The sequence below is a fragment of the Solemya velesiana gill symbiont genome (assembly GCF_002020805.1).
Lineage (GTDB): Bacteria > Pseudomonadota > Gammaproteobacteria > Chromatiales > Chromatiaceae > Sedimenticola_A.
This window is the reverse complement of record NZ_MPRJ01000023.1, coordinates 22,585-48,604: the sequence shown is the minus strand read 5'-3', so window position 1 is coordinate 48,604 and position 26,020 is coordinate 22,585. Positions and strand designations below refer to the sequence as shown.

Here is a 26,020-nt window from a genome sequence, read left to right as displayed (position 1 = left end):
CTGGAAAAAGAAAGTAATCTCAGGCCATAATCCGGCTATCTAGGCGGGTCAATATTAGATGCAAAACCTGGGTCAGTTTTAACTGCAAATCAACAGATAGGTGTCTTCGTCGACTTTTACGGTTGAACTGTCGCCAGTGCCGACAGGCCAAAAAATAAAACCTTGGGATGGGAGGTCAATGGACATTGGCAGTTCCTTTTCAATGCGCTAACCCCACCATATATATGGAATTGTTTTAGAATTTAAAGGGGTATTCCTGAATTTTATCGCTCACGAAAGAATAATTCCCAAAATACAATAGGTTACGAGTATCTTGCTCTAGACTCGGTCTCTTATTCGCCTCTTTATACCTTAAAATGCAACATATTGATCTGACCCTTGTTCGCGGTGCTCGCGAACAAGGGTCAGGTTATTTGTGACGTTACTGAATGGCCGTTTCGGGGCGTCAACTGTCTATTGCGTGCGCAAATCAAACGTCTGCTTTGGAGTGTTCGGATACTCCAGCCATAAGGGCTTCGAATTTCCGCTCCTGGCCGAAAATAGCAATAAAACCTGAGCTCATCTAACACTCACTGTGAGGACAAATCACGATCTCTACAATTTATTCGTATTCTGTTCAGTGCTATCAACTGTGCTTGAGCCAGAGACTTATCAATTTCCAAGATAGTCCAATGACTCCCAGGGTGGTGGCAATGAGCATGATGCCAACCAGCCAGTTCCATCCCCACGCGATAGCTGTTTTCAATTTTTTGAAGAATCCTTTCTGTTCACTTGGATGTTGCGGGATCTCCTTGAAGCAGTCGATGAGTGCATAGATACTCAAAAACCAGAGAAAGGCAACGATCAGGGGGTAGAGGTAGTATTCTGTTTCATTGGGCTGAAGTGCCAGAACAATGATGAGCACCGCAATGATTGAGACGACTGAGAAGAGCAGGGCGATACCCTGGTAAGGTAGAAGAAGCAGGGCCAGTCTGTTCAGTCTTTCCAGCATGTTTGAGAAGCGGCCTTATCCATTTATACCTGTTGTCGCTTATCCAATGATCCTGGAAAGAATCACTCTGAACTCTTCAAGATCATTAGGTATGTTTTCAGTGAACTCTGAAATCATCGAGCGGTAATGATCGACGGCTGCGCCCCCCACAATTACCGGCATCTCTTCGGGAAGAATCATTTTTATCTGTCTCAACTCATCCGAGAGAAGCGCTTCGTCGGAAATGCACTGCAGACTGAGTCCTACAGCACTGGCGTTGGATTGAATGGCAATTGCGGCAATTTCTACGGCAGGGAGGTTTGGTCCCAGGTAAATTGCATTCCATCCTTCGGACTCTGCAATGATGGCAGCCATCAACGCCCCCATTTCATGGTCCTGTCCGGTAGGGGTGGTCAGTATCATGACGGGGCCTGACTTGTTCAGTCCCTTTAACATGCCAAGCAGGTGGTGCCGCACAATGACGCTTGTCATATGCTCCTGGGATACCCTGACTGTTCCTTTTTCCCAGGCTTGGCCAATCTGTTTCAGAAAAACCGATACAACCTGATCCAGAAAAACCGGTAAAGACAATTCCGCTTCGGCTACAGCGAGTGTGCACCGCAACAGCGCCTGGTCGAGGCTGCGAAGGGCCTGAAAACACTTCTCCACGTGCCCTGCCGGGCCTTGCGCACCGGTGGGTGATACCAGCAGATCGGTTATGCTGCTCTCATCTTCCTGGACAAGACCACCCAGGGCCTCGTCATCAAGTTCAGACACCTCGCTGATTCGCCTGCCGGCACTGGTGACCTTCTGCAGCAGTGCAAGGCGCTTGATGTCACTGTCGGTATAGAGCCGTCTCCCTCCGCTGACCCGGGTGGGGCTGACCACGCCATAGCGCCTTTCCCAAACCCGTATTACATCAGCGCTGAGCCCTGTTCTCCGGGACACTACCTGGATTGGGTGCCTTGCCTCTTCGGCGCTGTTTTGTGGGGATTCGATATCCATCATGATTTTATTGTAATCCAACTTTTGTCTAAGACAAGTCTTGACAAAAAATAATTGTCGGCTATTGTCTAGGGCAGGAATTAGACAAATGTGCCTATTTTTCATCTAATTTTGAGAGGAATGGGATTATGAAAACGCACACTTTTCCTGGAATTAAGCAGCTTGGCGTTCTGGCGGTAGCACTCCTGTCTCTGTTGGTTATCGGTTGTCAGTCAACCGGACATGCGCGTGCTCAGAAAATGGATATTGTGGAAACGGCAATGGCGGCGGGTGACTTCGATACCCTGGTCACTGCTGTAAAGGCCGCGGGTTTGGTAGAGACACTTAAAGGGGATGGACCATTTACCGTCTTTGCCCCGACGGACGAGGCCTTTGCCAAGATACCATCAGACCAATTGAATGCACTGATTGCCGACAAGGAGGCCCTTGCCAAGGTACTGACCTACCACGTGGTTGCCGGAAAGGTAATGGCATCCGATGTAGTTAACCTGTCATCTGCAAAATCTGTTCAGGGACAGTCGATCTCCATCGATACGAGCAATGGCGTCAAAGTGGACAACGCCAACGTAATCAAGACCGATATCCTGACAAGTAACGGCGTTATTCACGTCATTGACTCTGTGATACTTCCTATGTGACAGGTGTAACAAGAAAGGCCGGGTGATTGCCCGGCCTTTTCTTTTATTGATACGGGTAGTGAGTACTGCTAAGGCTTGGTTTTTGTCCAGACCAGGATGCGGTTGTTCACCGGCATTTCGATGTCTTCTTCAAGTCGCAGACCTGACTCAGCCGCAATTTCTTCCAGCCAGTCCACGTCACGAATGCCCCGGTGGGGCTCGCAGGTTCTTAGCCATTGGTCGAAACGCCGGTTGCTTTCGCTGGTGTGCTCGCCGTGATACATGAAGGGACCGTAGATCAGAAACTGTCCCCCGGCATTCAAGCGTTTTCCGACACCTCTGAACATCGCTTCAACGGCTTCCATCGGCATGATGTGCGCCGTATTGGCACTGAACACGGCATCGTATTGTGCTTCGGGCCATTGATCGCAGGTGACATCCAGGTCCAGGGGAGGCTGTACATTGGGCAGGGCTGCTTCGTCCAGCCACAGTTGGATACCTTCATGCATATCCAACTGGTCACTGGTCTGCCAGGTGATGCCCGGCAGTTCGGCGCCAAAATGGACGGCATGCTGACCTGTGCCGCTGCCAATCTCCAATACCCTGGCATTAGTGGGCAGCCTGGCCTTCAGCACCGCCAGGATGGGTGGGCCGTTTTCATCACAGGCCTCGGCGTGGGGTTTTCTTGTTGCTTGGGTCATCTGGCTGGAATTCTAGTTCAGACCGCCGCGCGCTTTCCAGGCGCTGTAGATCTCGTCGTTCCAGAAGTTTTGCAAATAGGCAATGGCAGCATACTTCTCATCGTCATTCAGCACGGCTTTGAAAAGGGGCATCTTTCCACCCAGGGGGATGCCGCCGTTGTCCACGGTGCGCTTGAGCATTTTCAGGGGGTGGTGCCGTTGAGTGGAGGAGGTGGATAGGAGCCGTCGGGCAGGCTCTTCCGCCAGTCGGCTGCCAGCCCCTGGGCCTTTTGACCGTGGCACACGGCGCAATTGTTCTGGAACACCTTGCTGCCCTGCTCAACCTGGGACTGGGTGTACCAGCGTCCCAGAATCATTGTGTCCCCGCTTTGTTGCGCACACCCTGCAAGCAGTAACAGGCAGCCGGCACTTAACAGTACAGTTCTCATGATCAATCTCCATCCGCGATTTTGTTTTATTTTGTTGGCCGCAGTGTAGCAACCGGTACTGCGTTAGCTGGTTTTACATGTGACAGTCGTGTGGACTGAAAATTCAACGCCGAATGTTGATCAGGCGGTAGACCGAAGGTACCAGTACCAGGCTGACCAGGGTGGAGAAGAGCAGGCCGGAGACGATGGTCACGGCCAGGGGCTGAAGCATCTCGGCGCCTTCACCCAATGCCAGTGCCAGGGGCATCATGCCCACCACGGTGGTGAGCGTGGTCATGAGGATGGGGCGCAGGCGAAGCCGTGCCGCCTGGATGATCGCTTCGCCTACCGCCAGGCCGGTACGGCGCTGTATTTCGATGTACTCCACCAGCACGATGGCATTGTTCACCACGATACCTGCCAGCATGATCATGCCGAGCCATATGGGCATGGAGAGGGGGAGTCCGGTGACCTGCAGGCCGATGGCCACGCCGATCACGGCGAAGGGCACACTGAGGATGATCACGACCGGGTTGCGCAGGGACTCGTACTGCACCGCCATGACCACGAAGACCAGGAAAATGGCCAGGCCCAGAAGCTGGTAGCTGAGACTGCGCCCCTCTTTGAGCGTCTCCAGGCTGCCTGCTTCGTAGACGGTGTAGCCCTTGGGTATCTCCATCTCCCTGACGATCTGTAGGGCGGCCTCGATGGTTTCGTTTAGGGTCTTCTCGCCGCTGAGGGAGGCGCTGACCTCGACCATGCGCTGCTGGAGATCACGCATGATGGCCGACGGGGTGGGGTGCAGGTCCACCTGGGCGATGTCGGAGAGGTGTACCGGTACCCTTGGCGTGGTCTTGCTGAAGAGAATGATGTTTTCCAGGTCGGCGGGATTGGCAATGTCCTCTTCCGCCAGGCGCAGCAGCACATCGATGGAACGGTCCTCGGTGATGAAGTCGGTGACAGTGCTGCCCTGGAGTGCGAAGCGCAGGGCCTTGCCTGCGTCTTCCACTGTCAGTCCGTAGCTGGTCGCCCGGTCCCTGTCCACCTGGACCGAAAGCTCCTGGTTCTTCTCTTCGGCAGAGTGTTGCAGGTTGCTCAGGCCATCCACCGCGCTCACTTTGTCCATTACCTTGTTGGCCAGGGACTCCAGAACCTCTAGATCGGGACCCTTTATCCGCAACGCGAAGTCGCCGTCGCTGCGATTGAGGCGGATACCCCTGATGCCCCGGCTGAAGATGCGTACCTTGATACCAGCCATGCGCTCTTTTGCTACCAGTTTCTTAACACGGCCGATCCAGGCCTGGGTGGGCAGGGCATTGCGCTGGGCCAGGGGTTTCAACTGCACCTTGATACTGGAGCGGTTGGCAGACTCGTGCTGGGAGCGGCCGAATACGTGACCGCCCACGGTGGTGAAGAGCGTCTCTACCTCCGGTTGACCGGAGAGAATGGCCTCGATCTTTTCGGTGATGCGGTTCATGCGGGCGACGCTGGTGCCGCGGTCCGCGCTGATACTGACATAGACCCGTCCCTCGTCCATGCTCGGCAGAAAAATCTGCTTACTGTCCAGAAAGCGGGGGGCAGCAAACGCCAGGCCGGCAATGAACAGGGCAAGAATCAGCCAGTGTACCTTGAGCAGCCACTGCAGCAGCCAGGCGTAGCCGTTCTGCAGGTGGGTGAGGGTGTTGTTGCCCCCCCGGCGCAGCAGCCCTTCACGACCTGCGGGGATGCGCCCGGCCAGGGCCGGAACCAGGGTGAGGGCCACCAGCATGGAGGCGACGATGGCTGCAGAGATGGTGAAGATCAGTTCCCGGAAAAGCAGCCCCACCAGGCCGGTGATGAAGAGAAACGGCAGTACCGCGGCAAGGTTGGTGGAGGTGGAGGCGACAATGGCGCTGTTGACCTCGGAGGCCGCCTCCCGGGATGCCTGGTCACGGTCTTCGCCCTTGCGCTGATGGCGATAGATGTTCTCCAGCATGACGATGGTGCTGTCTACCAGCATGCCGATACCCAGGGCCAGGCCGCCGAGAGTCATGATGTTGAGCGTCAGGCCGGCGCTGCTCATGAGGATGAAAGTGACCAGGATGGCAATTGGGATGGCGCTGCCGATGATCAGGGTGCGGCGCAGGCTGCCAAGAAAAATGTAGACCACCAGCATGGCCAGCAGGGCGCTGCTGCCTGCAGCGGTGATGGCGTTGTCCAGTGAGCGGCGTACATATTGTGCCTGGTTGTCGACGATACGGATCTCCATGTCGTCGGGGATCAGGCCGTCACTTTCCAACTCTTCCAACTTGAGGTTGACCGCGTCCACCACGGCCACGGTGTTGGCCTGGGGCTGCTTCTGGATCGAGAGCTTGATGCCCGGCAGTCCATTGAGACGGATGCGCAGTCGTTCGTCCTCGGCCCCGTCCACCACCTGGGCGACTTCACCCAGGCGCAGCAGTCGGGTCGGGCCGTCTTCGGTTTCCACGGAGATCGGCAGGTTGATGATCTCGTCGACACTGCGGAAACGCCCGGCGGTGCGGCCGCTGATCTCGGCATTGTCCATCACCAGGCGTCCTGCCGGGGTCTCGATGTTGCCGCTCTCCAGCGCTTCGGAGATATCCAGTACGTCCAGGCCAAGGCCGGCGAGGCGGTTCTGATCAGCCAGCACCTGGATCTCCCGCACCAGGCCGCCGCCGACTTCGGCCGCCGCGACCCCGGGTATGTTGAGCAGCCACTTGCCGAGACTGTAGTCCACCCAACTGCGCAGCTCCACCGGGTCGCGCAGACTGGAACTGACCACGTACTCCGCAATGGGAATCTGGGAAGGGTCACGCTTGTAGATCACCGCCGGTTCCACGGTGTCGGGCAGAAAACGCTTGGCCCGGTCCAGCCGGGTGCTGGCGTCGCGCAGGGCGATGTCGATGTCCTTGCCATATTCGAATGAGAGGGAGACGGCGCTGCGCCCCTCGCTGGTCTGGGACTCGATATGAATGGCGTCCTCGGTGATTGCCAACTGCACCTCGAGCTGGCGTGTGATTTCGTCCTCCATGATGGTGGCAGGCACACCGGGGTCCATGATGCGCACCCGGACATCGGGGTAGATGATATGGGGCAACAGGTCGATGTTGAGCCGCTGCAGGGCAAACAGCCCCAGCACCATGATGGCGAGGGTGATCATCACCACCCCGATGGGGTGGCGCAGGGACCAGGCGGCAAGGCCACCGCCGATTGTTTTAGCGGGCTGTTTCATCAGTTTGTCTGAGCAGTGACTGTAGGAGCCCGGTCTTCCGGGGGAACAGCTATAAGCTGAGGGTTATCGCCGAGAGGACTCGGCTCCTACAGTTTTGTTTATATTTACCGCTTTAACCTTCTTGCCCTCGGAGATGCCGAGGAAGCCCCGGGTGATGACCTGCTGTCCGATCTTCAGGCCCTCCAGGATTTCTATTTTGTCCGCGATGCGGATGCCGCTTCTTACCCGGGTCATCCGAGCTTTCTGCTCCGGGCCCATCAGGTAGACATATTCGCCGCTGCGGTCCCGGCGGATAGCGCTGAAGGGTACAAGCAGCCGCTCGGTCTGCGCGGTTTTCAGGGTGACGCGGGCGAACTGCCCGGCACGGGCGCCTTCAGGGACGGGCTCCAGCAGCACCTCGACGACGCCCTGGCGGGTAAGGTTGTCCAGTTCGGGATGGATACGCAGAATGCTGCCGGCAAATTGGCGGTTGCCCAGGGCGTCTATGCGCACCTCCACCGGGTCCCCGATCTTCAGGTGGGGCAGCAATAGTTCGGAGACATGGATCTCGGTGACCAGGGATCCGGGGTCGGTGACGGTCAACAGGTGGCTGTGCTTGGAGACCACGTCGCCGGGCTCTATCTTTCGCTCGCTGATCACGCCGCTGAAGGGGGCGCTGATGTGGGTATAGCCGATCCGCGTCTCCAGCAGTTTCTGTTCAGCCCTGGCCACATCCAGGGCGGTCTGGGCGCGGGTCAGTTCATCTTCAGAGGCAGCCCGTTTTTTCACCAGGCCACGGATCCTTTTCAGATCGATACTGGCCTGGCGGGTGGTGGCCCCGGCTTTCTCCAGTTCCGCCTGAAGCAGGTCGTCTGCCAGCCTGACCAGGGTATCGTCCTGATTTACCTTGTCACCCTCGTAGAAGGGAACAGCCGTTATGCGGCCCTCTTCCTGGTTATGGATGCGAACGGTGCGCCGGGCGCGCAGGCTGCCGGTTCGTTCGTGGGCGCTGTAGCTCTGCTCCTGCCGGACGGTGATCACCTCTACCAGGTGGTCGCTGGCGGGGCGCTTCTTTCCCGTGGGGCCCGCCGCCGGTTTCTCATCACAACCGGTGATGCCCGCTAGAAGCAGTACCGTGATGATGAGAGTGAGGCGGCGGGATATGGTCATGTGCGGCTACTGCAGGGGTATTTCGTTTTCGCCATTGTTGGGCTGGTAAGGCTGGTAGTGCTTCACTTCGCGCTTGATGTTGCGCTGGACGATGACGCCCTCGATTTTGAACGAGGTACCGGTGAGATCGATCTCCGGGTAGGTGCCATTGAGGGCAACCAGCTTCTCGCCACCCTGGCCGTCGCGGACATACAGGCGGAACCAGCGCTCGCCATTTACCGTGGCCACCACGTAGGCGCCGGTGGCGCAGATTTCCGAGGGTTCGATCACGATCACGCAACCGTTGGGAAACTCAGGCTCCATACTGTCGTCCAGTGCCTGGAGGGCGCAGAGTTCGTTGTAACTGCAATCCTGGGTCATAAAAACTACTCTCAAATTTTCGCATCACGGCGATCAGTGAATTCATATAGAATCCGCCGGGTTGCGAAAGTTTCAAACAATTGACACGATTCTAGCATGTCACACATCACTCACGCCCATACCCGTCCCCATGAAGACCGTAGGGATTGGCAAAATCTAAGGGGCATGACGCCCTATCTCTGGGATTACCGTGGCCGGGCCCTGCTTGCCCTGGCCTGCCTGGTGTTGGCGAAAATGGCCAATGTGGGCATCCCCCTGGTCCTCAAGGAGATTGTGGACAGCCTGGAGAAGAGCGAACAGACCATGCTGGTACTGCCGGTCTTCCTGCTGGTGGCTTACGGTGTCCTGAAGGTCGGCAGTTCCCTGTTCAACGAGTTGCGGGACGTGGTCTTCGCCCGGGTGCGCTACCACGCCATGCGTCGACTCTCCACACAGGTGCTGTCCCATCTGCACAACCTCTCCCTGCGTTTTCACCTGGAGCGCAAGACCGGGGCCATCAGCCGGGACCTGGAGCGGGGGACCCGCAGTGTCAGCACCATCCTCAACTACATGGTCTTCAGTATTCTGCCGATGCTGGTGGAATTTGCTTTGGTGGCCGGTGTTCTGCTCATCCAGTACGACATCGTCTTTACCCTGGTCACCTTCGGCACGGTAGCGGTCTACGTGGTCTTCACCCTGGCCGTGACCGAGTGGCGCATGGACTACCGTCTGCAGATGAACCGCCTGGAGTCACAGTCCAGTGGGCAGGCACTGGACAGCCTGATCAACTACGAAACCGTCAAGTATTTCGGCAACGAACAGCTGGAGCTGGAGCGGTTCGACGGCACCCTGGGCGAGTGGGAGGGCAAGGCGGTGATGAGCACCACCTCCATGTCCATCCTCAACTTCGGCCAGGGGGCGATTATCGGCATCGGGGTGATGATCATCATGTTCTTCGCCGCCAACGGCGTGGTGGAGGGCAGCATGTCCATCGGCGACCTGGTGCTGGTCAACGCCTTCCTGCTGCAGCTGTTCATTCCCCTCAACTTTCTGGGCATCGTCTATCGACAGATCAAGTACTCCCTGGCGGACATGGACCTGATCTTCAAGCTGCTGGAGCGTGAACCGGAGATCCAGGACAAGCCTGATGCCTCACCCCTGGATCTGCAGGAGGGAGAGGTGCGGTTCGAACAGGTGGACTTCTCCTACCAGCCCGACCGGGCGATTCTTCACGGGGTTGATTTTACGGTTCGTCCCGGCGAGAAGATCGCCGTGGTGGGCCATAGCGGTGCGGGCAAGTCCACCCTGTCCCGGCTGTTGTTCCGTTTCTACGACGTTAGCGGCGGCAGGGTGACCATCGATGGACAGGATCTGCGGGAGGTGACCCAGGAGAGCCTGCGCGAGGCGATCGGCATCGTGCCCCAGGATACGGTGCTGTTCAATGACACCATCTATTACAACCTGGCCTACGGTCGTCCCGAGGCGAGCCGCGCCGAGGTGGAGGCCGCTGCGGGCATGGCCCATATCCGTGAGTTCATCGAATCCCTGCCACAGGGGTACGAAACGGTAGTGGGTGAGCGGGGCCTGAAGCTCTCCGGGGGCGAGAAGCAGCGTATCGCCATCGCCAGGGCGATCCTCAAGCGGCCGCGCATCCTGGTGTTCGACGAGGCCACCTCTTCATTGGACAGTAAAACCGAGCAGGCAATCCAGAAGACCCTGCGGGAAGTGGCACAGGATCGCACAACCCTGGTCATCGCGCACCGCCTCTCCACCGTGGTGGATGCGGATCGCATCCTGGTCATGGACCAGGGTCTTATCGTGGAGCAGGGCAGTCACCGGGAACTGATGGCGAAAGAGAGGATTTATCAGCACATGTGGCTCCTGCAGCAGGAAGAGCGCGATCTGCTCAGTGAGGACGAATCATGAAGATCTACCGGGTGGGAGGTGCTGTGAGAGACCGTCTGCTGGACCTGCCGGTGAAGGATGCCGACTGGGTGGTGGTGGGTGGCTCCGAGGAGGAGATGCTGGCCCAGGGATTCAAAAAGGCCGATGCGGATTTCCCTGTTTTTCTGCACCCGGATACCGGAGAGGAGTACGCCCTGGCGCGCAGGGAGACCAAGACAGGTCCGGGGTACAAGGGATTTGAAACCGATGCCGGCCCTGATGTGACCCTGGAAGAGGATCTGTATCGCCGGGACCTCACCATCAACGCCATCGCCCAGGATGAGGAAGGCGTAACCATCGACCCTTTCAATGGCAAGGATGATCTTGCAGACGGCATATTGCGTCATGTCAGCCCCGCTTTCGTGGAAGATCCGGTACGACTGCTGAGGGTGGCCCGTTTTGCGGCCCGGCTGGGACGCTGGGGGTTCAGGGTGGCCTACGGCACCCATGCATTGATGAAGAAAATGGCTGCATCCGATGATCTCAGGCACCTGAAGCCGGAGCGGGTGTGGCAGGAGATGAAACTGGCGCTGGATACGGAGCAACCCTGGCGCTTTTTCGAAGTGCTGCATCGCTGCGGGGCGCTGCAGGTGATCATGCCCGAACTGGCCGGGAGCATGGGGGACCCCGATGCTCATCAGAAGGAGGGTGATAGCGAATCCATTGCGGCACTGAAGTGGGCAACCGACATCAGCGGGGATCCCAGGGTGCGTTTTGCCGCTGTCATGTTTCAGAGTGTCCAGGCAGGGGGAGACTTCCTGTCGGCGCTCAGGGCGGAGAAAGATTTCATCGAACTGGTTGAGCTGGGGTTGGATCTGGCGTCCGGTTTCAAGGCGCCACTATCCCGCGACGCAGCAGGTGTGGTGCATTTTCTGCATCGCTCCCGCGCCCAGCAGCACGGCGAGCGTTTCGAAGCGCTGCTCAGCCTGCTCTCCGCTCTTTTTCCGCAGGATGCGGAAAAGGCATGCTCACTGCTGAGGCGATCACTGGAGGCTTCCAACGGTGTCTCGGTACAGTCGCTGAAGGCTCGGGGCATCGATGGCGCCCAGCTTGGGCAGGCCCTTGCATTTGAGCGGGTCAAGGCGGTGAGCGGGGTGCTGGCCGGTTGATTCTTATCCCGACTGGAAGACTTGGTTTTTGTGTTAGAATCAGTCTTTTACATTCAGGGTGCCGGTATCTTTGTACCGGTGATTGTCCCAACAGATAACCGATGACTGATATCCAGGAAGAGCAACAGAGCCCGGGCGGCAAAGTGTGGGAGGGTTTTCTCCCATCGCTGATGAACCGCTCATCGATTCTGCGCATCCTAGTGGTAGGGCGCCTGCTCGGTCCGCTTGGAGCACTGGCATCGACCCTGGTGTTCAATCTCGTACTTACCGTCCTGTTGTTTGCCGGCGTGGGCAAGGATCAGAACCTGCCGGTGCTTATGATCCTGGTGGGCTTTCTCTCGCTGGTGGCTGGCCTGGTGGGAGCGGGTCGTCTGCGCAGCCAGCTTCTGAAGCTCCTGGTGGAGCTGGAGCAGTCGGTGGCAGATGTGTGCCAGGGCGACCCCTGGTCCTCGCTGCCCCTTGAGAGCGTGGGTGTGCTCGGTTCAGTTGCCCGTGACCTGGACAGTCTGAGCGGCGAATTGATCGATCTCTACGAAGATATGGATAACCGTGTGGCCCGCCAGACCCGGCGCCTCGCCCAGCAGACCTCTGCAGTCAACATCCTGTACGACGTCGCCTCCAGTATCAACCAGGTGGATGATATGGACAGCCTGCTTTTGCGCTACCTGGTGGTGCTTAAGGAGATCGTCCACGGCAAGGCGGCCACGGTACAGTTGGCGACCAACCAGGAGCAGATGCGCCTGGTGGGAAGCGTGGGCCTGGACGACGTGCCCATGACAGAGCAGGAGCAGCTGCCGGTGCCGTTGTGCCAATGCGGCAAGGCGCTCTCCAGCGGTGATGTGCTTTGTGAACACGATGCCAGGGAGTGCTCGGTTCGCAACAACCGACGCATGTACAGTACCCAGGAGATGGCCGTGGTGGAGGTGCCCCTGGCCTATCACGGTGATCAACTGGGCCTCTACCGCATCTATGTCAAGCACACTGACCTCAAGGGACGGGAGGATGTCCAGTACCTGCTGGATACCATCGGCAATCACCTGGGCATCGCCATCGCCAAGCAGCGTTCTGACGAAGAGGCCCACCGGCTCTCCATTATCCAGGAGCGAACTGCACTGGCCCACGAACTCCATGACTCTCTCGCCCAGACACTGGCGAGCCTGCGTTTCCAGGTCCGCATGCTGGAAGAGACCCAGGAGCAGGAGAATGCCGGCCACAGAAGCCGAAGCGAACTCGATAGGATCCGCAACGCCCTGGATGAAGCGCACAATGAACTCAGGGAGCTGTTGAACAATTTCCGGGCGCCCGTGGATCAGCGGGGGCTGGCTCCTGCACTGGAGAAGCTTGCCCAGCGTTTTCGCCAGGAGACAGGTATTCCGATCTTCTTTCAGCGCAGCTGCCGCCTGATCAACCTGGGGGCCAGCGAGGAGATGCAGATCCTGCGTATCGTCCAGGAGAGCCTGGTGAATATACGCAAGCATGCACAGGCGCACACGGTCCGCGTTCTGCTGACATGCCATGGTGACAACGAATACAAGATCCTGATCGAGGATGATGGTGTGGGTTTCGAAAATGCCAGCCCCAGGGGTAATCCTGGTGAGCATATCGGTCTCTCCATCATGGAGGAGCGGGCACACAGGCTGGGGGGCAGCCTCAGGATCGAGAGTGAGCCCGGTGAAGGCACGCGCGTGGAGTTGATCTATAATGCCGGTTCCCGGCTGGCTGACGAACAACAAGAGGCCGTTTGATGCGCATACTACTGATTGACGACCATGCCCTGTTTCGCATTGGACTGCAGGAACTGCTGCAGCGTCGAGGCATTGATGTGGTCGGTGCGTTGGGGGACTGCCAGCAGGGCATAGACATGGTGGCCCGGGAGCAGCCCGACGTGGTGTTGCTGGATATGCGTATGCCCGATATGAATGGCATCGAGGTGCTCCAGGAACTGCGCGGGCGCAATCTCTCCATGCCCATTGCCATGCTCACCACCAGCCGGGACGAGAAGGATGTGATCAACTCCCTGCAGAACGGTGCGCAGGGCTACCTGTTGAAAGACATGGAGCCCAATGAATTGATCACCGCGCTGGAGGAGATTGTTGCCGGTTCAACTGTCGTGGCCAAGGAGTTGACTGGAATCCTGGCCAAGGCGGTGCAGGGTGAATCTGAGAGCGCTGCGGCCCAGGATGCTTTCTCTGATCTGACCCCCCGTGAGCGCGAGATCCTTTGTCACCTGGCGGACGGTCAGAGCAACAAGGTAATAGCACGCAACCTGGGGATTTCAGATGGCACGGTGAAACTCCACGTGAAAGCGATCTTGCGCAAGCTCAATGTCCATTCCCGGGTGGAGGCGGCGGTAATTGCCGTGGAACAGAGTCTCTGTCCACGTGGATAATTCTCAATGCAGTGACAGTGACTTATCAGTATAACGCTCTCATTTCCGACTTTATGACAGATTAATCGAGGCTGAAGCAGGCGGCCCAAAGTAGTAACAGGAATCGAAATTATGATTAGGTTTATTGAACAGATCCGCAGTTGCATGACCGATGTAAAGGAGATCATGCCCTGGGACCTGGAAGAGCGCATGGAGGCCAACCCGGATCTATTGATCCTCGATGTGCGTGAACCCTACGAGTTCGATGCCATGCATATTGCAGGCTCCATGAACGTGCCCCGGGGAATCCTGGAGTCGGCGTGTGAATGGGATTACGAAGAGACCGAGCCGGAACTGGTCGAATCACGCAAGCGGGAGATCGTGGTGGCCTGCAGATCCGGGTACCGCAGCATTCTGGCAGCTCACTCCATGCAGGTGCTGGGTTACGAGAACGTCTGTTCCCTGCAGACCGGTTTGCGCGGCTGGAAAGATTACGACCAGCCCCTGGAAGACAAGGATAGCACTGACGTGGATCTCGACGACGCCGATGTCTACTTCGCGCCAGTGCTGCGCGAAGATCAGAAGCGCCCTGCTGACTGGGTCGACGGCTGACCCATGGCCTGCTGACAGGCCCTTGCATAAATGGCAGCCGGTCAGGCTGCCGTTCATATCCAAATTACACCCTCCTCAAAATGCTGGTTGTCTGCTATTAGTCTGTAACGGTGCAAACTGATTTCTGGGCAATTCATGAGACAGAAGGTGAAAAAATGCTTGCTAGGGCTGTTTGCTGCTCCTCTCATCATGTTGGGGTTATGCAACTGATCTCCCCATGGGGGATTGCGCTAAGCCTGGGCCCAAAACCGATCTCCGGCATTGCAGTTTCGCTGGACGGGTCGCGCCTGCCATCGATCTCAGGGGGGGCTTTGCTTGACGGGGTCGATCTCACCAATGCCTTTATTCCCGGATGCAATCTGTCCGATGCCAGCCTGGTGAAGGCTGATTTACGCTGGGCCAATCTCGGTGAGTGTACGGTTGCCAACGCTGATTTTTCCGAGGCCGATCTTTTTCACACTACCTTGGATCTGGGTGTTCTGGATGGTGCTCGTTTTGTCAGGGCCAACATGTTTGGTGCAAACCTGAACGAGGTCAAATCCACCGGAGCGGATTTCACCAAGGCCTACATGAAGGATATCGCCATGGAGGAGGGTGACTTCAGGGGCAGTATCTTCAGCGGCGGCTTCATGATGCGCGCGGTGCTGATCGATTCAAAACTGAATTATGTGGATATGAGGCTTGCGGTACTCACAGGTGCAGCACTGGAAGGCGCGGTTCTGGACAATGCCAATATTCAGGGTGCGCTGCTCAACGGGGCCCAGCTTACCGGCACCTCATTCAGGAAGGCGGATTTGGAAAATGTCCGTTTCACCAATGCCAGGGTCGAAGATACCGTGATAGAGGGTGCCTTGAATGTGCCTGATCACCTGATGCAGATGATCGCAGAATAGTTTCAGGGGATTAGAGTCAGAAAATTCACGTGTAAAGAGTGGGGAAATTACTTCGTTACGTTTTTTAGCCGGCATTGATTAAAATAACCCCTCAGGGGGAATTTGGTTGGTTTTTCGCAGTAAAACGCTTGGTGCTTTTCTGGGGATCGTGATGTTGGTTCCCGTGCTGGGAACTGCAGCGCCCGCCCGTGCATTTGATGAACCCATTACCCCAATTCCCCAGCAACATGGTCAGGACCCGGACAAGGTCGCCCTGGGTGACAGGCTTTTCCATGATGTCAGGCTCTCCCGCGATGATTCGATCAGCTGTGCCCACTGCCACCGTCTTGAGCAAGGAGGGACAGATCGATTGCCACGTTCAATAGGGGTCGATGGCGCTCTGGGCGGTATAAAAGCACCGACAGTCTATAACGCACGCTTCAACCTGGCCCAATTCTGGAACGGCAGAGCGGCAAACCTCCACGAACAGGCTGGCGGTCCGGTCGTCAATCCCATCGAAATGGCATCAACCTGGAAGCAGGTGATTTCCAAGTTGAGCCAGGACAAGGCTTATCCCGAGGCTTTCAACGCCCTTTATGAAGATGGCATCACGGAACAGAATATTCTGTGATGCCATTGCCAGTTTCGAGCGCACCCTGATTACGCCTGACAGCCCTTTCGACCGCTGGTTGCGCGGAGATGAGGACGCACTGAATGAAAGGGAGAAAGAGGGCTACCGTCTGTTCAAATCCTATGGCTGTATCGCCTGTCACCAGGGTGTGAATGTGGGTGGAAACATGTTCCAGAGGATGGGTGCCATCGGTGACTACTTTGGCGACCGGGGGTCGGAGATCGTGGATGCTGACAGGGGGCGCTTCAACGTAACCGGCAAGGACGAGGATCTCTACTTTTTCAAAGTACCCAGCTTGCGACTTTCGGCAATCAATTCACCCTATTTTCATGATGGGAGTGCGAAGGATCTTGCTGAGGCAATCAGGGTGATGGGCAGTTATCAACTGGGGCGCAGAATACCCGAAGCCCATGTTTCATTGATCGTTGCATTTCTTGAGTCCCTCGTGGGTAGTCATCCGGGGCTGCGGCCATGACATCGAGGCGCTTTGTTTTTCTGCAACTCTTTCTCCTGCTGGCAACGCTGGTGCTGGTGGCTTTCTTTATGCAGACCCGATCTGTGGATATCCATCAGCACAACAAGCGCCTCGATCTTCTTTTCAGGATTCAGCAGATAGAGGGTGCGCTCGACAGGGACGTATTACGCGTCACATCCTACATCCTGGTCCAGTTCGATCCTTTGGTGGAGGATTCAAAAAAACTCTACGGACTGCGCCAGAAGATCACCTCTCCGGATGTACAGATAGAAGGAACTGAAGGCGAGCGGTTTCGCCGCCACCTGGATGCGTACATGGCATCACTGGATGAAAAACTGGCCCTGATGGAACACATCAAGTCAAAGGTTGCTCTCGTACGTAATGGACTGCAGTACCTGCCAATGCTGGCCCGGGAGTTGTCAGGAAAAGAGCATGAGGCCGGTGACCAGGTGCTGGAACTGATCACGGAACTCTACAGGTTCTATCAATTCTCTGCAGTTTCCGAAGCGGACAGTTTGGAAAAGAGAGTTGAGGAGATGGCAAACCTGGGATTTTCCGATGCGGATACCCAGTCCCTGGTTGAAAACGTACTGTTTCACCTCAGGGCCAACCTGAGATTGTCGAAAGAGTTGGGCAGCCTTCGTGCAAGATATGTCGCAGTGCCAAGCAAAGAGGCCTTCAACAATCTGTATCAAGCGTATGAGAGTTACTATCGCTGACCGCCATGGAAGGTATCATGATCACCGATGCGAATAACCGGATTAAGTCGGTTAATCCGGCATTCACGCAGATCACCGGTTTCCAGTCAGAGGAGGTGATCGGTGAAGATCCCAGTATGCTCAATTCCGGGCGCCATGATGCTGACTATTACCGTGATATGTGGTCAACGTTCTATACAAAGGGATACTGGAGTGGTGAGATCTGGAACCGACGCAAGGATGGTACCGTTTTCCCTGAATGGCTCTCCCTGGCAGTGATCAGGGACGACACGGGTAATGTAAAAGAACATGTGGCCGTTTTTTCGGATATCACTCGAAGGAAAGCGGACGAAGAGCAGATACGCCGACAGGCCAATTATGATCCCCTTACCGGGCTTCCGAACAGGAACCTTCTTGTCGACCGCCTGAACCAGGCGCTGCTCGCGGCTCACCGTGAGGAGGAACAGGTTGCGCTGCTTTTTATCGACCTGGATGGTTTCAAACGGGTCAACGATAGCTGGGTCATGTAGTGGGTGACGAACTTCTGCAGAAGGTGGCCGGCAGGTTCAATACGGCGGTTAGAGAGAGTGACATCGTGGCTCGGTTCGGCGGGGACGAATTTGTCATCGTTTTGCCGGATGTTCGTAAGGCCGATGATGTGGGTGAAGTGGCCAAGAAGGTCATCGATGAGATTAATGTGCCTTTCCATTTGAATGGGAGAGAGGTCTTTGTTGGGGCAAGCATCGGCATTACCCTCTATCCTGATGATGCCGTGGATGCCGGCGTCATGCTCAGTAATGCAGACATGGCGATGTATCTTGCAAAGGAGAAAGGGAGAAACCGCTACCAGTTTTTCACTCCTTCAATGGATGACGAAGTGAAGCGCCACATGGAACTGGAGAGGGAGCTTCGCTGGGCAATGGACCGCAGGGAACTGGTGCTCAAGTACCAGGCGGTGATAGACCTGGATACAGGACGCATGAATGGTGTGGAAGCGTTGGTCTACTGGAATCATCCTGACCGGGGTTTGATTTCTCCGGATGTTTTTATTCCCCTGGCAGAGGAGACGGGATTGATCGGGGCCATCGGCACCTGGGTACTCTCTACTGCTGCAATTCAGGCCAAAGCCTAGCATGACCAGGGTTTGAAGCTGAGGGTAAACGTAAATCTCTCCAGTAGGCAGTTGGCTTTGGGGCTTACCACCAACGAGGTGAAATCGATACTGGAGGAGAGCGGTGTCGATCCAAACCTGGTGACGCTTGAAATCACAGAGGGCATGATGCTTGAAGGGGGTGAGGAAACCCTGGATTGGCTGGCCGAGATGAAAGAGATGGGTTTGGGGTTGGCCATCGATGACTTTGGAACAGGCTACTCCTCTTTGAGTTATCTGAAGCGTTATCCCATGGATATTCTGAAAATAGACCGCTCTTTCATCAGCGGCATACCCAGCAGCAAGGGTGATGCGACACTGGTCGAGGCGATTGTGTCGATGGCTCGGAGCCTAGGCCTGAAGGTTGTTGCTGAAGGTATTGAGAGCGCTGAGCAGCTGGAATTTCTCCAGCGGCTTGGTTGTGAACTGGGGCAGGGGGTACCTGTTCAACAAGCCGACCTGGAACGAGGCGATTGCAAAAATGGCAATGACGCTCCTCAAGTTGAATGAACTGATATCGGAAAACGAGTCCGCAGGTTCAGGAAAGTCAGTTCATTGAACGCGCTTCAACCCCACCGGTTGGATGACTAACGGTATTGCCGCAGGTACCACCACTCGAACAGTCGCTTGAGCCAGTGAAATGCCGCCATCTGTGGCATCACCAGGTTGTGCTTCTCTGTACGGGCCACCAGCATGCCCGTGGTCTGGCTGTCGACGATACAGACCAGTTCCACCTTGAAGGTCTTGTCAGGCACTTCGCCATTGAACTCTGCAACCAGGTTGCTGGCGGCGGTCTCTGCCTGCAGGTCGGCCATGTGAGCCTGCTTGGGCATCCAGTCCGGACCGGGGAAACTGCCGGAGTCGCCGGCAACATACACATGGTCCATACCCTCGACACGGCACTGGCGGTCTGCCCTGATCAATCCCCCCTCTGAACGGGGAAGGGCCGTGTTGTCAAACCACTGGTTGCCGGTCATGCCGGGCATGAAGAGAATCAGGTCTGCCTCGAATTCCCCCCCTTCGGTAGTCACCTTGTTGTCGGTGAAGCCTTTCATCTTGTGTCCGAGGTGGGTGCGGATGTTGCGCTTCTCCAGTTCCTTGAGCAGGCCCTTCACGGCTTTGGGGCCAAGACGGTTGCCGGGGCTCGGTGCCGGGGTGAAAAAGATCAGGTTGAACTTGTCACGGCGCTTCTCGAGGCGCAGCTGCCGATCAATGCCGAACAGGAACTCGAACATGGGGCCGCCGCGCATGGCGGAGGGCTCCTTGGGGTTGCCGGCAAAACCCACGGCGATGGTGCCGCCCTGCATCTCCTTGAGCCTTTCGCGAATCTTCATAGCCGCGGGTATGCCTTCGCAGGGGGTGATGCTGTGCTCGATCCCTGGCAGTTTCTTGATGAAGCGGCCGCCGGAGCAGATGACCAGGCCGTCGTTGCTGATCTCGCCGTTGTCGGTTTCCAGGATACGGCCGCCCTCTTTCAGACCGGTGGCAGACCCCTGGTGAAAGTGGACCCGGTGCTTTCTGAAAAAGTGCTCCAGGTTGATCAGCAGGTCTTCGGGTTCACGTATACCCGAAGGTATCCAGATGGTACCCGGCAGGTAGCTGAATTCGGGCTTTGGGGCGACCAGGGTGATCTCCATGTCCGGATCCAGTTTGCGCAGCTTCTGGGCGGAGGTGAGGGCAGCGAAGCCTGCTCCGACAATGGTCACTCGTTTCATGGGGTCCCCTGAAAAATATGTTTTTCTGATGATTCGCCATTATAGCGGGGAGGGCGTTGGATGCTACAGCACGCATCCACGACATATTTGAGGTTACTTGGGTCCGCTAACAGGCCCGGGTCTCTTTAAACCGGTTTCAATGGCCCCACCTTAGCCGATATGATGAACAATTGGATTGGACTGCAGAAGAAGTACCTATGAGCGCGTTGTGCATACGTGGCCTGCGCAAGGTTTACGGCAATGATTTCGAAGCCCTGAAGGGCATAGATCTTGAAATTCAGCAGGGGGACTTTTTTGCCCTGCTGGGGCCCAATGGCGCCGGTAAGTCCACCGCCATCGGAATCATCAGCTCCCTGGTCAACAAGACCGAGGGCTCAGTCGAGGTATTCGGTCATGACCTTGACCGGGAGCCCGAGGCGGTCAAGGCCTGTATCGGCCTAGTACCCCAGGAGTTCAACTTCAATGTCTGGGAACCGGTGGCCGAGATCGTGGTGAACCAGGCGGGTTACTACGGAATTCCCCGCAAGGAGGCCTGGCAGCGGGCTGAACAGAGCCTGCGCCAACTGGACCTTTGGGACAAGCGTACCGTCATGGCCCGTAACCTCTCCGGCGGTATGAAACGGCGCCTGATGATTGCCCGTGCCTTGGTCCATGAGCCAAGGCTTTTGATCCTGGATGAGCCTACCGCTGGGGTGGATATCGAGATCCGTCGTTTCATGTGGGAGTTTCTGACAGACATCAACAGCCGGGGAACGACGATCATTCTCACCACTCACTACCTCGAGGAGGCGGAGAGTCTCTGTCGAAATATCGCCATCATCAACCAGGGGGAAATAGTCGAGCACAGCAGCATGGGTGGTCTGCTGCAGCGGCTGCATACAGAAACCTTCGTGCTGAATCTGAAAGGTACCATTGCGGAACTGCCCGAGCTTGGCGGCTACGTTCTCGACCAGCTTGACGATTGCACACTGGAGGTGGAGGTGACCCAGGACCAGGGCATCAACGGCCTGTTCCAAGCGCTTTCCCGTAACGGCATCGAGGTGATCAGCATGCGCAACAAGCAGAATCGCCTGGAGCAGCTTTTTATCGACATGGTGGAGAGCACACGCAAGGACGGTGAGGCATGAACAACCTCTCCCGTTACTGGATCGCCTTCAGCACGATCATCACCAAGGAGTTTCTGCGCTTCATCCGCATCTGGGTGCAGACGGTACTGCCGCCGGCGATCACCACCATCCTCTACTATGTCATTTTCGGTACCCTGATCGGAGAGCGTATCGGCGAGATGGATGGATTTCGCTACATCGATTTCATCGTGCCGGGCCTGATCCTGATGGCGGTGATCACAAACTCCTACTCCAACGTGGTCTCCTCCTTCTACAGCAGCAAGTTCCAGAAACATGTGGAGGAGCTGTTGATCGCACCTGTGCCCCACTGGGTGATCCTGGCAGGGTATGTTGGCGGCGGCGTTGCCCGTGGGGTGGTGGTAGGTATTGCCGTGACCGGCGTGTCCGTCTTTTTTACCGACCTCAACATCCACAATTACGCCTGGACGCTGCTGGTGTTCGTGCTCACCTCCATACTGTTCGCACTGGGCGGTTTTATTAATGCTGTCTTTGCCAAGAGCTTTGACGATATCTCCATCGTTCCCACCTTTGTGTTGACACCGCTGACCTACCTGGGCGGGGTGTTCTACTCTATCCAGATGCTGCCCGAGTTCTGGCAGTCTGTTTCCCTGGCCAACCCGATACTCTACATGGTCAACGCATTCCGCTATGGATTGCTGGGGGTATCGGATATCGGCATGGGCCTGGCCATATCCATCATACTGCTCTTTATCCTGGGCCTGAGCAGTTTCGCACTGCACCTGCTGCGTAAGGGTGTGGGCATAAAAACCTGATCGAAGAACCTGTTGGCAAACTCTAGAAGCGCTTGAAGAACTTCATGCGCTCCTTTCGATTCTCGGGATCGTCCATGTTGCTGGACTTGCTGTCCTTGCCGGCGAGGAAGATGGCCAGTACACCAATGCCGAGCATCAGGAGCAAGGAGAGTGCGATAAATGGGGCGGGGTCCATCGGTTATTGTTCCATGGGTATTTGAATAGTAAATTTGACACCCTCTCCTTCGGAGAGGTTCCCTGCCCATACCTTGCCTCCATGGAACTCTGCAATCAACCGTACAAGATACAGGCCTAACCCGAGATGAGGCTCATCTCCCTTCTCATTACGGACCGATATCATGGAGCCGAAGATCTCCTGGGACATGTCTCCAGGCAGTAGCGGGCCCTGGTTGACCACGCTTACCATTGCATCTGTTTCCTTGTTTTCCAGCTGCAGCAAAATAGCTGAGCCGGGTTCATGAAAATCCACGGCATTGGCCACCAGTTTGTCCAGGGCCTGGCCGACCAGGTCCGGAGCCCCATGGACCTTTACCGGCTCCTGGGGAACAGTGATTTCGAAGCGGCAACCGGGGAATGCGGTGCTGTAGCCTTCGGCACTGGCAGAAACCAATGCCTTCAGGTCGAATGTCTCAAACTCTGTCTGCTGCAGCAGTTGTTCCAGACGGGTGGCTTCCCGCATGCGGTGCAATATCAGGCCAAGCCGCTCACTCCCCTCCTTGGCCCGCATGATGCACCGGTCGCGCTGTTCGGCCGAGTGCTCGGATTCAAGGTTTTCGAGGGATGATTTTACGACAGTCAGGGGCGTGCGCAGTTCGTGGGCGAGGCGGGAAGCCATGGCCTCCAGGTAGCGGTTGTACTCCGAGAGACGATTCAGCACACTGGCAAAACTGCGGTTGAGATCACCGATTTCATCTTTTGTCCGGTCTGCAGTCAGTTCACCCTTGATGCGGCCATCCGGCGTGACGGCACTCTCCACGCGGTTGCGCAGTCTGCTGATTCGCCGGGTGAGCAGGGTGGCGAAGCCCAGGAGCAGCAGGATGGTGATCACGAACAGCAGGGCTGTTGTCCCGAACAGCCGTTTCAGTGCCTCGTTCTGCAATGCCAGGATCTGGTTGGTACTTTGTTCCACCAGTACTACGCCGACGATGCCGTCGGCGGAACGTATTGGCCAGGCCGCGGAGAGAATGGTTGCCTCGCCATCGGGTGTGATGCGTCTGCGGGTTTCTGGCGTTCCGGTAAGAGCGGCGTCGAGTTCGGGGCCGGACAGTTGGCTCTTGCCTGAGAATTCATCCAAAAACTGTTCGCTGGGCTGATCCACGATCAGTCGGAGCAGGGCGTTCAGTACCCGGGGAAAGAGCTGGTCCTGCTGGGCAGTCGCTTCAGCCGTTCTCAGTACGCCCCTTTTGGCCAGTACCTGTCGATTGCGATTGAGGACCCAGATACGTGCGTTCTCGTGTTCCAGGCCACCGATGATGCGCGCCATATCCGGGTTCGGCGTGACCAGCCGTCCCGGCAAGCGCTCTGGATTGCCTTGCCTGGTGCGAACCGTGTTTACCAGTTGACGGCTGTCGGTAGCGTCCACATCCCACACACTCAAATCCAGGCGGTCTCCAATGAGATAGTGTGGGATGCGCAGTTCCACAGCATAGCCATTGGCGGTTTCAGTCCACTCACCCTGGATTCTGGGCTCGCTCTCGGTCAGTATCCTTCGTCCAGCCCGGGTAATAACCCTTTCTGCAACGATCCATCCGGGGGCTATGGTGCTCAACCCGTAATCGATGATTTCGCCGGAGGACTCTGTCAGTCGCAGGCTGATGAAGTCGCTCTTTTCGAGCGCGCGCTCTCCAGGTGCCTGGTAGACGATGCGATCATCCTTAACCTGTACAAGCAGGTAGAGGTAACCCTGGCGCTCACCCAGCAGGGCTTCGAAGGCAAGGTCTCCGTCTCCTTTGTAGCGCCACAAGTTGCGCAGATGTGGCTCCCAATCTTCTGTATAGCCGTCCAGTTGGATTGGGCTGGTGAGAGGATGTACGTATAGAAAGCTCTCGCTTTGACCAGGCTGTGTCGGGCCTGAGACAAACATCTCTTCATGGTTGTGCAACAGGGCGCCCACCGTTTGGGCCGTGCCAAGCAGCATGGTCTCCTGTGCGTTGCGCAGGAAGCTTTCAGTCTCCTGCACATAACGGTATCCGGCCCAGGGAATCACCAACAGGATCAGGGATACCAACAGAAGTTTGAAACGAATACTGTGTCGGAACGGTTGAGACATGGAGGGAGTTTACACCTTCCAGCGATAGCCCATGCCGTAGACGGTCTCAATCGCATCGAAGTCGGGGTCGATCTGTTCGAATTTGCGCCTGATGCGCTTGACGTGGGTGCTTATGCTGGTGCTGTCCACCAGGATATTGGCCGCTTCCATCAATTGCTCCCGGCTACGCACATGGCATGGATGGTTGGCCAGTGCATGGACGAACCAGAGTTCGGTCACAGTAAGCTCTACCGGGTTGTCGCGCCACGTCACCTGGAGGCGATCCATGTCGATACGCAGTGGCCCCCGTTCAATGATCTTCTCCTGGGCAACGGGTTGCTGCATGACTTCCAGGCGGTGGAAGAGTGCTGCAATGCGCGCAGTCAGATGGGCCAGGCTGATGTCCTTAGTGAGATAGTCGTCTGCACCCAGGCGTAAGCCAGATACCGTGTCCAGATCGCTGTCCCTTGCGGTAAGGAAGATAATCGGCAGGGTGACTGACATGGCCCTGAGTTCACGGCAGAGCTCAAAGCCGCCATCAACGTCATCACCCAGGCCGATGTCCAGGACCACCAGGTCGGGCAGCCTGATTCTGAATGCACCCAGTCCTTCATCGCGATTGGAGTATCCATTGACCTGGTATCCCTGGCGGGTCAGGGCATCGGTGTAGTTCGCGAGTATGGCGGGTTCATCCTCGACAATGGCTATCTGCTTGCTCATGGCGTGATGCTAAGCCGGGATCGGGGTGGATGCAAATATGCAGGGTATATGGATACCCTGCAGGCTTTACGAGATGCAGCCTGCATTGCCAAGGCGTGCAGAGCTCAGGGAAGCTCTGCCAAAGAGGGATGGATCCGGCGAGATCAGAGAGGCGTCACGTTTTCCGCCTGGGGGCCTTTTTGTCCGTCGACGACTTCCATGGTCACCTGCTGGCCTTCCTGCAGGGTCTTGAAACCACTTCCGTTGATGGCGCTATGGTGTACAAATACATCTTTGCCGCCTTCGCGTTCAATGAAGCCGTACCCTTTCTTGTCATTGAACCACTTTACGGTGCCTGTGACTTGATCTGACATGACGCTCTTGCTCTCTTGAAATAAACCCAAATACCTAACCGGGCCGTGAATCATTAAACCCACCGTCAGGTTGAGGTAAATAGTAGTACCAAGTTATCCATTTGTGCAAATTCGTTTGTGACAATAGTCAAAAAATCACTTCAGACCATTTTCTGTGCATTATGCCAATGGTCTTCAGTTCAGGCGTGAATCACGGTAACTATCACGTTGCCACATTGTTGCTAGAATCTGCCATCAGATTGCCCCTTTGTTGTTAGCTCCAGGCCATTCCTCTTTTGTGTAATCAGTTTCAAGAACCTTATCCGGCGCAGGTCAGGAGAACCGGGTCTGTTGACAGGACACAAGCCAGGGATGGCGCGCTGGGCCAATTAAACAGGAGTGCGAAATGGGAAAAAGATGGGCGTATTTGATGCTGGCCAGCCTGCTGACGACCAATGCGGCTTATGCATCGGATGAGACAGATTTCCTTCAGGAGGTAAGACAGCAGGAGTGGAAAGGCCTCGGCGGGGGGCAGTGATCGGTGCCATTGTCGGGGGTCCTCCGGGGTTGATTCTGGGTGCGGCCGGGGGTGCTTTGGTCGGTCGGTCGGTCGAGTGGGCTGGAAGCCGGCCTGGATGCAGCCCGGAAAGAGATAGATGAGTTGGAAGGAGAACTTCAGGCGAATGCTGTCAAGGAGCAGCAACTCAATCGGCAACTCGAACAATCAGAACAGCATCGCATGCGTCAACTGGCTGCTATCGCCAGGGGCTTTATCCTGAGTGTTTATTTTCGCACCGAAAGCGTGATCCTTGAGCCGCGCTATTAG

27 protein-coding genes and 1 pseudogene are annotated in these 26,020 nt (G+C 56.5%); 15 read left to right on the top strand and 13 right to left on the bottom strand.

Features of this window, described 5'->3' with window-relative positions; all coding sequences use genetic code 11:
* Positions 1-625 precede the first annotated feature (625 nt).
* A complete protein-coding gene (locus BOW53_RS05145) occupies positions 626-991 on the bottom strand; it encodes a hypothetical protein (RefSeq protein WP_078486434.1) in 366 nt (121 codons plus the stop codon).
* A 39-nt stretch (positions 992-1,030) separates the two neighbouring features.
* Positions 1,031-1,978, bottom strand: a complete 948-nt coding sequence (locus BOW53_RS05140) for a MerR family transcriptional regulator (protein WP_172838779.1) — start codon at positions 1,976-1,978, stop codon at positions 1,031-1,033.
* A gap of 236 nt (positions 1,979-2,214) precedes the next feature.
* On the opposite strand from BOW53_RS05140, the gene BOW53_RS05135 reads away from it, so the two are divergent.
* A complete protein-coding gene (locus BOW53_RS05135) occupies positions 2,215-2,613 on the top strand; it encodes a fasciclin domain-containing protein (protein WP_078486431.1) in 399 nt (132 codons plus the stop codon).
* Between the two features lie 68 nt (positions 2,614-2,681).
* Here BOW53_RS05135 and BOW53_RS05130 read toward each other — a convergent pair whose 3' ends face one another.
* The 6 genes from BOW53_RS05130 to BOW53_RS05110 all read right to left on the bottom strand — a co-directional run bounded on the left by BOW53_RS05130 (position 2,682) and on the right by BOW53_RS05110 (position 8,441).
* Complete coding sequence (locus tag BOW53_RS05130; RefSeq protein WP_078486430.1) at positions 2,682-3,293, bottom strand: DUF938 domain-containing protein; 612 nt, start codon at positions 3,291-3,293, stop codon at positions 2,682-2,684.
* A gap of 12 nt (positions 3,294-3,305) precedes the next feature.
* A complete protein-coding gene (locus tag BOW53_RS13125; RefSeq protein ID WP_245832006.1) occupies positions 3,306-3,473 on the bottom strand; it encodes a hypothetical protein in 168 nt (55 codons plus the stop codon).
* 2 nt (positions 3,474-3,475) lie between these two features.
* Positions 3,476-3,721 (bottom strand): c-type cytochrome, encoded by a 246-nt coding sequence (locus BOW53_RS13120; protein ID WP_245832005.1) that lies wholly within the window; start codon positions 3,719-3,721, stop codon positions 3,476-3,478.
* 103 nt (positions 3,722-3,824) lie between these two features.
* A complete protein-coding gene (locus tag BOW53_RS05120) occupies positions 3,825-6,932 on the bottom strand; it encodes an efflux RND transporter permease subunit (RefSeq protein WP_078486429.1) in 3,108 nt (1,035 codons plus the stop codon).
* Positions 6,933-6,995: 63 nt separating this feature from the next.
* A complete protein-coding gene (locus BOW53_RS05115; RefSeq protein WP_078486428.1) occupies positions 6,996-8,081 on the bottom strand; it encodes an efflux RND transporter periplasmic adaptor subunit in 1,086 nt (361 codons plus the stop codon).
* 6 nt (positions 8,082-8,087) lie between these two features.
* Positions 8,088-8,441 carry a S24 family peptidase gene (locus tag BOW53_RS05110; RefSeq protein WP_078486427.1) on the bottom strand — a complete coding sequence of 118 codons (354 nt, stop codon included), beginning with the start codon at positions 8,439-8,441 and terminating at the stop codon, positions 8,088-8,090.
* 96 nt (positions 8,442-8,537) lie between these two features.
* Between BOW53_RS05110 and BOW53_RS05105 the strand changes: the two genes are divergently transcribed.
* From BOW53_RS05105 to BOW53_RS13100, 10 genes and pseudogenes are all read left to right on the top strand, one after another.
* Positions 8,538-10,346, top strand: coding sequence for an ABCB family ABC transporter ATP-binding protein/permease (locus tag BOW53_RS05105; protein WP_078486426.1), 1,809 nt, complete (start codon positions 8,538-8,540; stop codon positions 10,344-10,346).
* Positions 10,343-11,473 (top strand): tRNA nucleotidyltransferase/poly(A) polymerase-related protein, encoded by a 1,131-nt coding sequence (locus tag BOW53_RS13495; protein WP_078486425.1) that lies wholly within the window; start codon positions 10,343-10,345, stop codon positions 11,471-11,473. Before BOW53_RS05105 ends, BOW53_RS13495 begins: the two co-directional genes overlap by 4 nt.
* 101 nt (positions 11,474-11,574) lie before the next feature.
* The gene (locus BOW53_RS05095) at positions 11,575-13,218 is read left to right on the top strand and encodes a histidine kinase (RefSeq protein WP_245832004.1); all 1,644 of its coding nucleotides are present in this window, start codon (positions 11,575-11,577) and stop codon (positions 13,216-13,218) included.
* Positions 13,218-13,862, top strand: a complete 645-nt coding sequence (locus tag BOW53_RS05090; protein WP_078486424.1) for a response regulator — start codon at positions 13,218-13,220, stop codon at positions 13,860-13,862. The genes BOW53_RS05095 and BOW53_RS05090 overlap by 1 nt, the downstream gene beginning before the upstream one ends.
* A 111-nt stretch (positions 13,863-13,973) precedes the next feature.
* Positions 13,974-14,453, top strand: coding sequence for a rhodanese-like domain-containing protein (locus BOW53_RS05085; RefSeq protein ID WP_078486423.1), 480 nt, complete (start codon positions 13,974-13,976; stop codon positions 14,451-14,453).
* Positions 14,454-14,653: 200 nt separating this feature from the next.
* The gene (locus tag BOW53_RS05080; protein WP_078486422.1) at positions 14,654-15,346 is read left to right on the top strand and encodes a pentapeptide repeat-containing protein; all 693 of its coding nucleotides are present in this window, start codon (positions 14,654-14,656) and stop codon (positions 15,344-15,346) included.
* Between the two features lie 151 nt (positions 15,347-15,497).
* Complete coding sequence (locus BOW53_RS13110; RefSeq protein WP_245832007.1) at positions 15,498-15,956, top strand: cytochrome-c peroxidase; 459 nt, start codon at positions 15,498-15,500, stop codon at positions 15,954-15,956.
* Positions 15,922-16,431 carry a cytochrome-c peroxidase gene (locus BOW53_RS13105; protein WP_245832003.1) on the top strand — a complete coding sequence of 170 codons (510 nt, stop codon included), beginning with the start codon at positions 15,922-15,924 and terminating at the stop codon, positions 16,429-16,431. The genes BOW53_RS13110 and BOW53_RS13105 overlap by 35 nt, the downstream gene beginning before the upstream one ends.
* Positions 16,428-17,150, top strand: coding sequence for a DAHL domain-containing protein (locus BOW53_RS05070; protein WP_135607012.1), 723 nt, complete (start codon positions 16,428-16,430; stop codon positions 17,148-17,150). The genes BOW53_RS13105 and BOW53_RS05070 overlap by 4 nt, the downstream gene beginning before the upstream one ends.
* A gap of 5 nt (positions 17,151-17,155) precedes the next feature.
* A pseudogene (locus BOW53_RS13100) lies at positions 17,156-18,789 on the top strand (putative bifunctional diguanylate cyclase/phosphodiesterase).
* Positions 18,790-18,866: 77 nt separating this feature from the next.
* On the opposite strand, the gene BOW53_RS05050 reads toward BOW53_RS13100, so the two are convergent.
* Positions 18,867-19,994 (bottom strand): NAD(P)/FAD-dependent oxidoreductase, encoded by a 1,128-nt coding sequence (locus BOW53_RS05050; RefSeq protein WP_078486421.1) that lies wholly within the window; start codon positions 19,992-19,994, stop codon positions 18,867-18,869.
* A 197-nt stretch (positions 19,995-20,191) separates the two neighbouring features.
* Here BOW53_RS05050 and BOW53_RS05045 point away from each other — a divergent pair, with 197 nt between their 5' ends.
* Complete coding sequence (locus BOW53_RS05045) at positions 20,192-21,121, top strand: ABC transporter ATP-binding protein (protein WP_078486420.1); 930 nt, start codon at positions 20,192-20,194, stop codon at positions 21,119-21,121.
* Positions 21,118-21,894, top strand: coding sequence for an ABC transporter permease (locus BOW53_RS05040; RefSeq protein ID WP_078486419.1), 777 nt, complete (start codon positions 21,118-21,120; stop codon positions 21,892-21,894). Before BOW53_RS05045 ends, BOW53_RS05040 begins: the two co-directional genes overlap by 4 nt.
* Before the next feature lie 22 nt (positions 21,895-21,916).
* Here BOW53_RS05040 and BOW53_RS05035 read toward each other — a convergent pair whose 3' ends face one another.
* The 4 genes from BOW53_RS05035 to BOW53_RS05020 form a co-directional block, all read right to left on the bottom strand.
* On the bottom strand, positions 21,917-22,069 hold the full coding sequence (locus tag BOW53_RS05035; RefSeq protein ID WP_135607008.1) for a single-stranded DNA-binding protein: 153 nt from the start codon (positions 22,067-22,069) through the stop codon (positions 21,917-21,919).
* A 3-nt stretch (positions 22,070-22,072) separates the two neighbouring features.
* Entirely contained in the window at positions 22,073-24,163 is a 2,091-nt protein-coding gene (pdsS, locus tag BOW53_RS05030) for a proteobacterial dedicated sortase system histidine kinase (protein ID WP_078486418.1), read from the bottom strand.
* Between the two features lie 9 nt (positions 24,164-24,172).
* A complete protein-coding gene (gene pdsR / locus BOW53_RS05025; protein WP_078486417.1) occupies positions 24,173-24,862 on the bottom strand; it encodes a proteobacterial dedicated sortase system response regulator in 690 nt (229 codons plus the stop codon).
* Positions 24,863-25,005: 143 nt separating this feature from the next.
* Positions 25,006-25,215, bottom strand: coding sequence for a cold-shock protein (locus BOW53_RS05020; RefSeq protein WP_078486416.1), 210 nt, complete (start codon positions 25,213-25,215; stop codon positions 25,006-25,008).
* Between the two features lie 385 nt (positions 25,216-25,600).
* On the opposite strand from BOW53_RS05020, the gene BOW53_RS13490 reads away from it, so the two are divergent.
* On the top strand, positions 25,601-25,732 hold the full coding sequence (locus BOW53_RS13490) for a hypothetical protein (protein WP_281254024.1): 132 nt from the start codon (positions 25,601-25,603) through the stop codon (positions 25,730-25,732).
* Positions 25,733-25,783: 51 nt separating this feature from the next.
* Positions 25,784-26,020: a hypothetical protein gene (locus tag BOW53_RS05015; protein ID WP_078486415.1), complete on the top strand. Its 237-nt coding sequence runs from the start codon at positions 25,784-25,786 to the stop codon at positions 26,018-26,020.

Coding starts and splice junctions, on each gene's coding strand:
- BOW53_RS13110 (WP_245832007.1), top strand. CDS start 15,498: ATGTTGGTTCCCGTGCTGGGAACTGCAGCGCCCGCCCGTGCATTTGAT.
- BOW53_RS13125 (WP_245832006.1), bottom strand. CDS start 3,473: ATGCTCAAGCGCACCGTGGACAACGGCGGCATCCCCCTGGGTGGAAAG.
- BOW53_RS05050 (WP_078486421.1), bottom strand. CDS start 19,994: ATGAAACGAGTGACCATTGTCGGAGCAGGCTTCGCTGCCCTCACCTCC.
- BOW53_RS05130 (WP_078486430.1), bottom strand. CDS start 3,293: ATGACCCAAGCAACAAGAAAACCCCACGCCGAGGCCTGTGATGAAAAC.
- BOW53_RS13105 (WP_245832003.1), top strand. CDS start 15,922: ATGAAGATGGCATCACGGAACAGAATATTCTGTGATGCCATTGCCAGT.
- BOW53_RS13120 (WP_245832005.1), bottom strand. CDS start 3,721: ATGAGAACTGTACTGTTAAGTGCCGGCTGCCTGTTACTGCTTGCAGGG.
- BOW53_RS05115 (WP_078486428.1), bottom strand. CDS start 8,081: ATGACCATATCCCGCCGCCTCACTCTCATCATCACGGTACTGCTTCTA.
- BOW53_RS05020 (WP_078486416.1), bottom strand. CDS start 25,215: ATGTCAGATCAAGTCACAGGCACCGTAAAGTGGTTCAATGACAAGAAA.
- BOW53_RS13490 (WP_281254024.1), top strand. CDS start 25,601: ATGGGAAAAAGATGGGCGTATTTGATGCTGGCCAGCCTGCTGACGACC.
- BOW53_RS05045 (WP_078486420.1), top strand. CDS start 20,192: ATGAGCGCGTTGTGCATACGTGGCCTGCGCAAGGTTTACGGCAATGAT.
- BOW53_RS05040 (WP_078486419.1), top strand. CDS start 21,118: ATGAACAACCTCTCCCGTTACTGGATCGCCTTCAGCACGATCATCACC.
- pdsR (WP_078486417.1), bottom strand. CDS start 24,862: ATGAGCAAGCAGATAGCCATTGTCGAGGATGAACCCGCCATACTCGCG.
- BOW53_RS05085 (WP_078486423.1), top strand. CDS start 13,974: ATGATTAGGTTTATTGAACAGATCCGCAGTTGCATGACCGATGTAAAG.
- BOW53_RS05035 (WP_135607008.1), bottom strand. CDS start 22,069: ATGGACCCCGCCCCATTTATCGCACTCTCCTTGCTCCTGATGCTCGGC.
- BOW53_RS13495 (WP_078486425.1), top strand. CDS start 10,343: ATGAAGATCTACCGGGTGGGAGGTGCTGTGAGAGACCGTCTGCTGGAC.
- BOW53_RS05105 (WP_078486426.1), top strand. CDS start 8,538: ATGTCACACATCACTCACGCCCATACCCGTCCCCATGAAGACCGTAGG.
- BOW53_RS05135 (WP_078486431.1), top strand. CDS start 2,215: ATGGATATTGTGGAAACGGCAATGGCGGCGGGTGACTTCGATACCCTG.
- BOW53_RS05120 (WP_078486429.1), bottom strand. CDS start 6,932: ATGAAACAGCCCGCTAAAACAATCGGCGGTGGCCTTGCCGCCTGGTCC.
- BOW53_RS05070 (WP_135607012.1), top strand. CDS start 16,428: ATGACATCGAGGCGCTTTGTTTTTCTGCAACTCTTTCTCCTGCTGGCA.
- BOW53_RS05110 (WP_078486427.1), bottom strand. CDS start 8,441: ATGACCCAGGATTGCAGTTACAACGAACTCTGCGCCCTCCAGGCACTG.
- BOW53_RS05095 (WP_245832004.1), top strand. CDS start 11,575: ATGACTGATATCCAGGAAGAGCAACAGAGCCCGGGCGGCAAAGTGTGG.
- BOW53_RS05140 (WP_172838779.1), bottom strand. CDS start 1,978: ATGATGGATATCGAATCCCCACAAAACAGCGCCGAAGAGGCAAGGCAC.
- BOW53_RS05080 (WP_078486422.1), top strand. CDS start 14,654: ATGCAACTGATCTCCCCATGGGGGATTGCGCTAAGCCTGGGCCCAAAA.
- BOW53_RS05090 (WP_078486424.1), top strand. CDS start 13,218: ATGCGCATACTACTGATTGACGACCATGCCCTGTTTCGCATTGGACTG.
- BOW53_RS05145 (WP_078486434.1), bottom strand. CDS start 991: ATGCTGGAAAGACTGAACAGACTGGCCCTGCTTCTTCTACCTTACCAG.
- pdsS (WP_078486418.1), bottom strand. CDS start 24,163: ATGTCTCAACCGTTCCGACACAGTATTCGTTTCAAACTTCTGTTGGTA.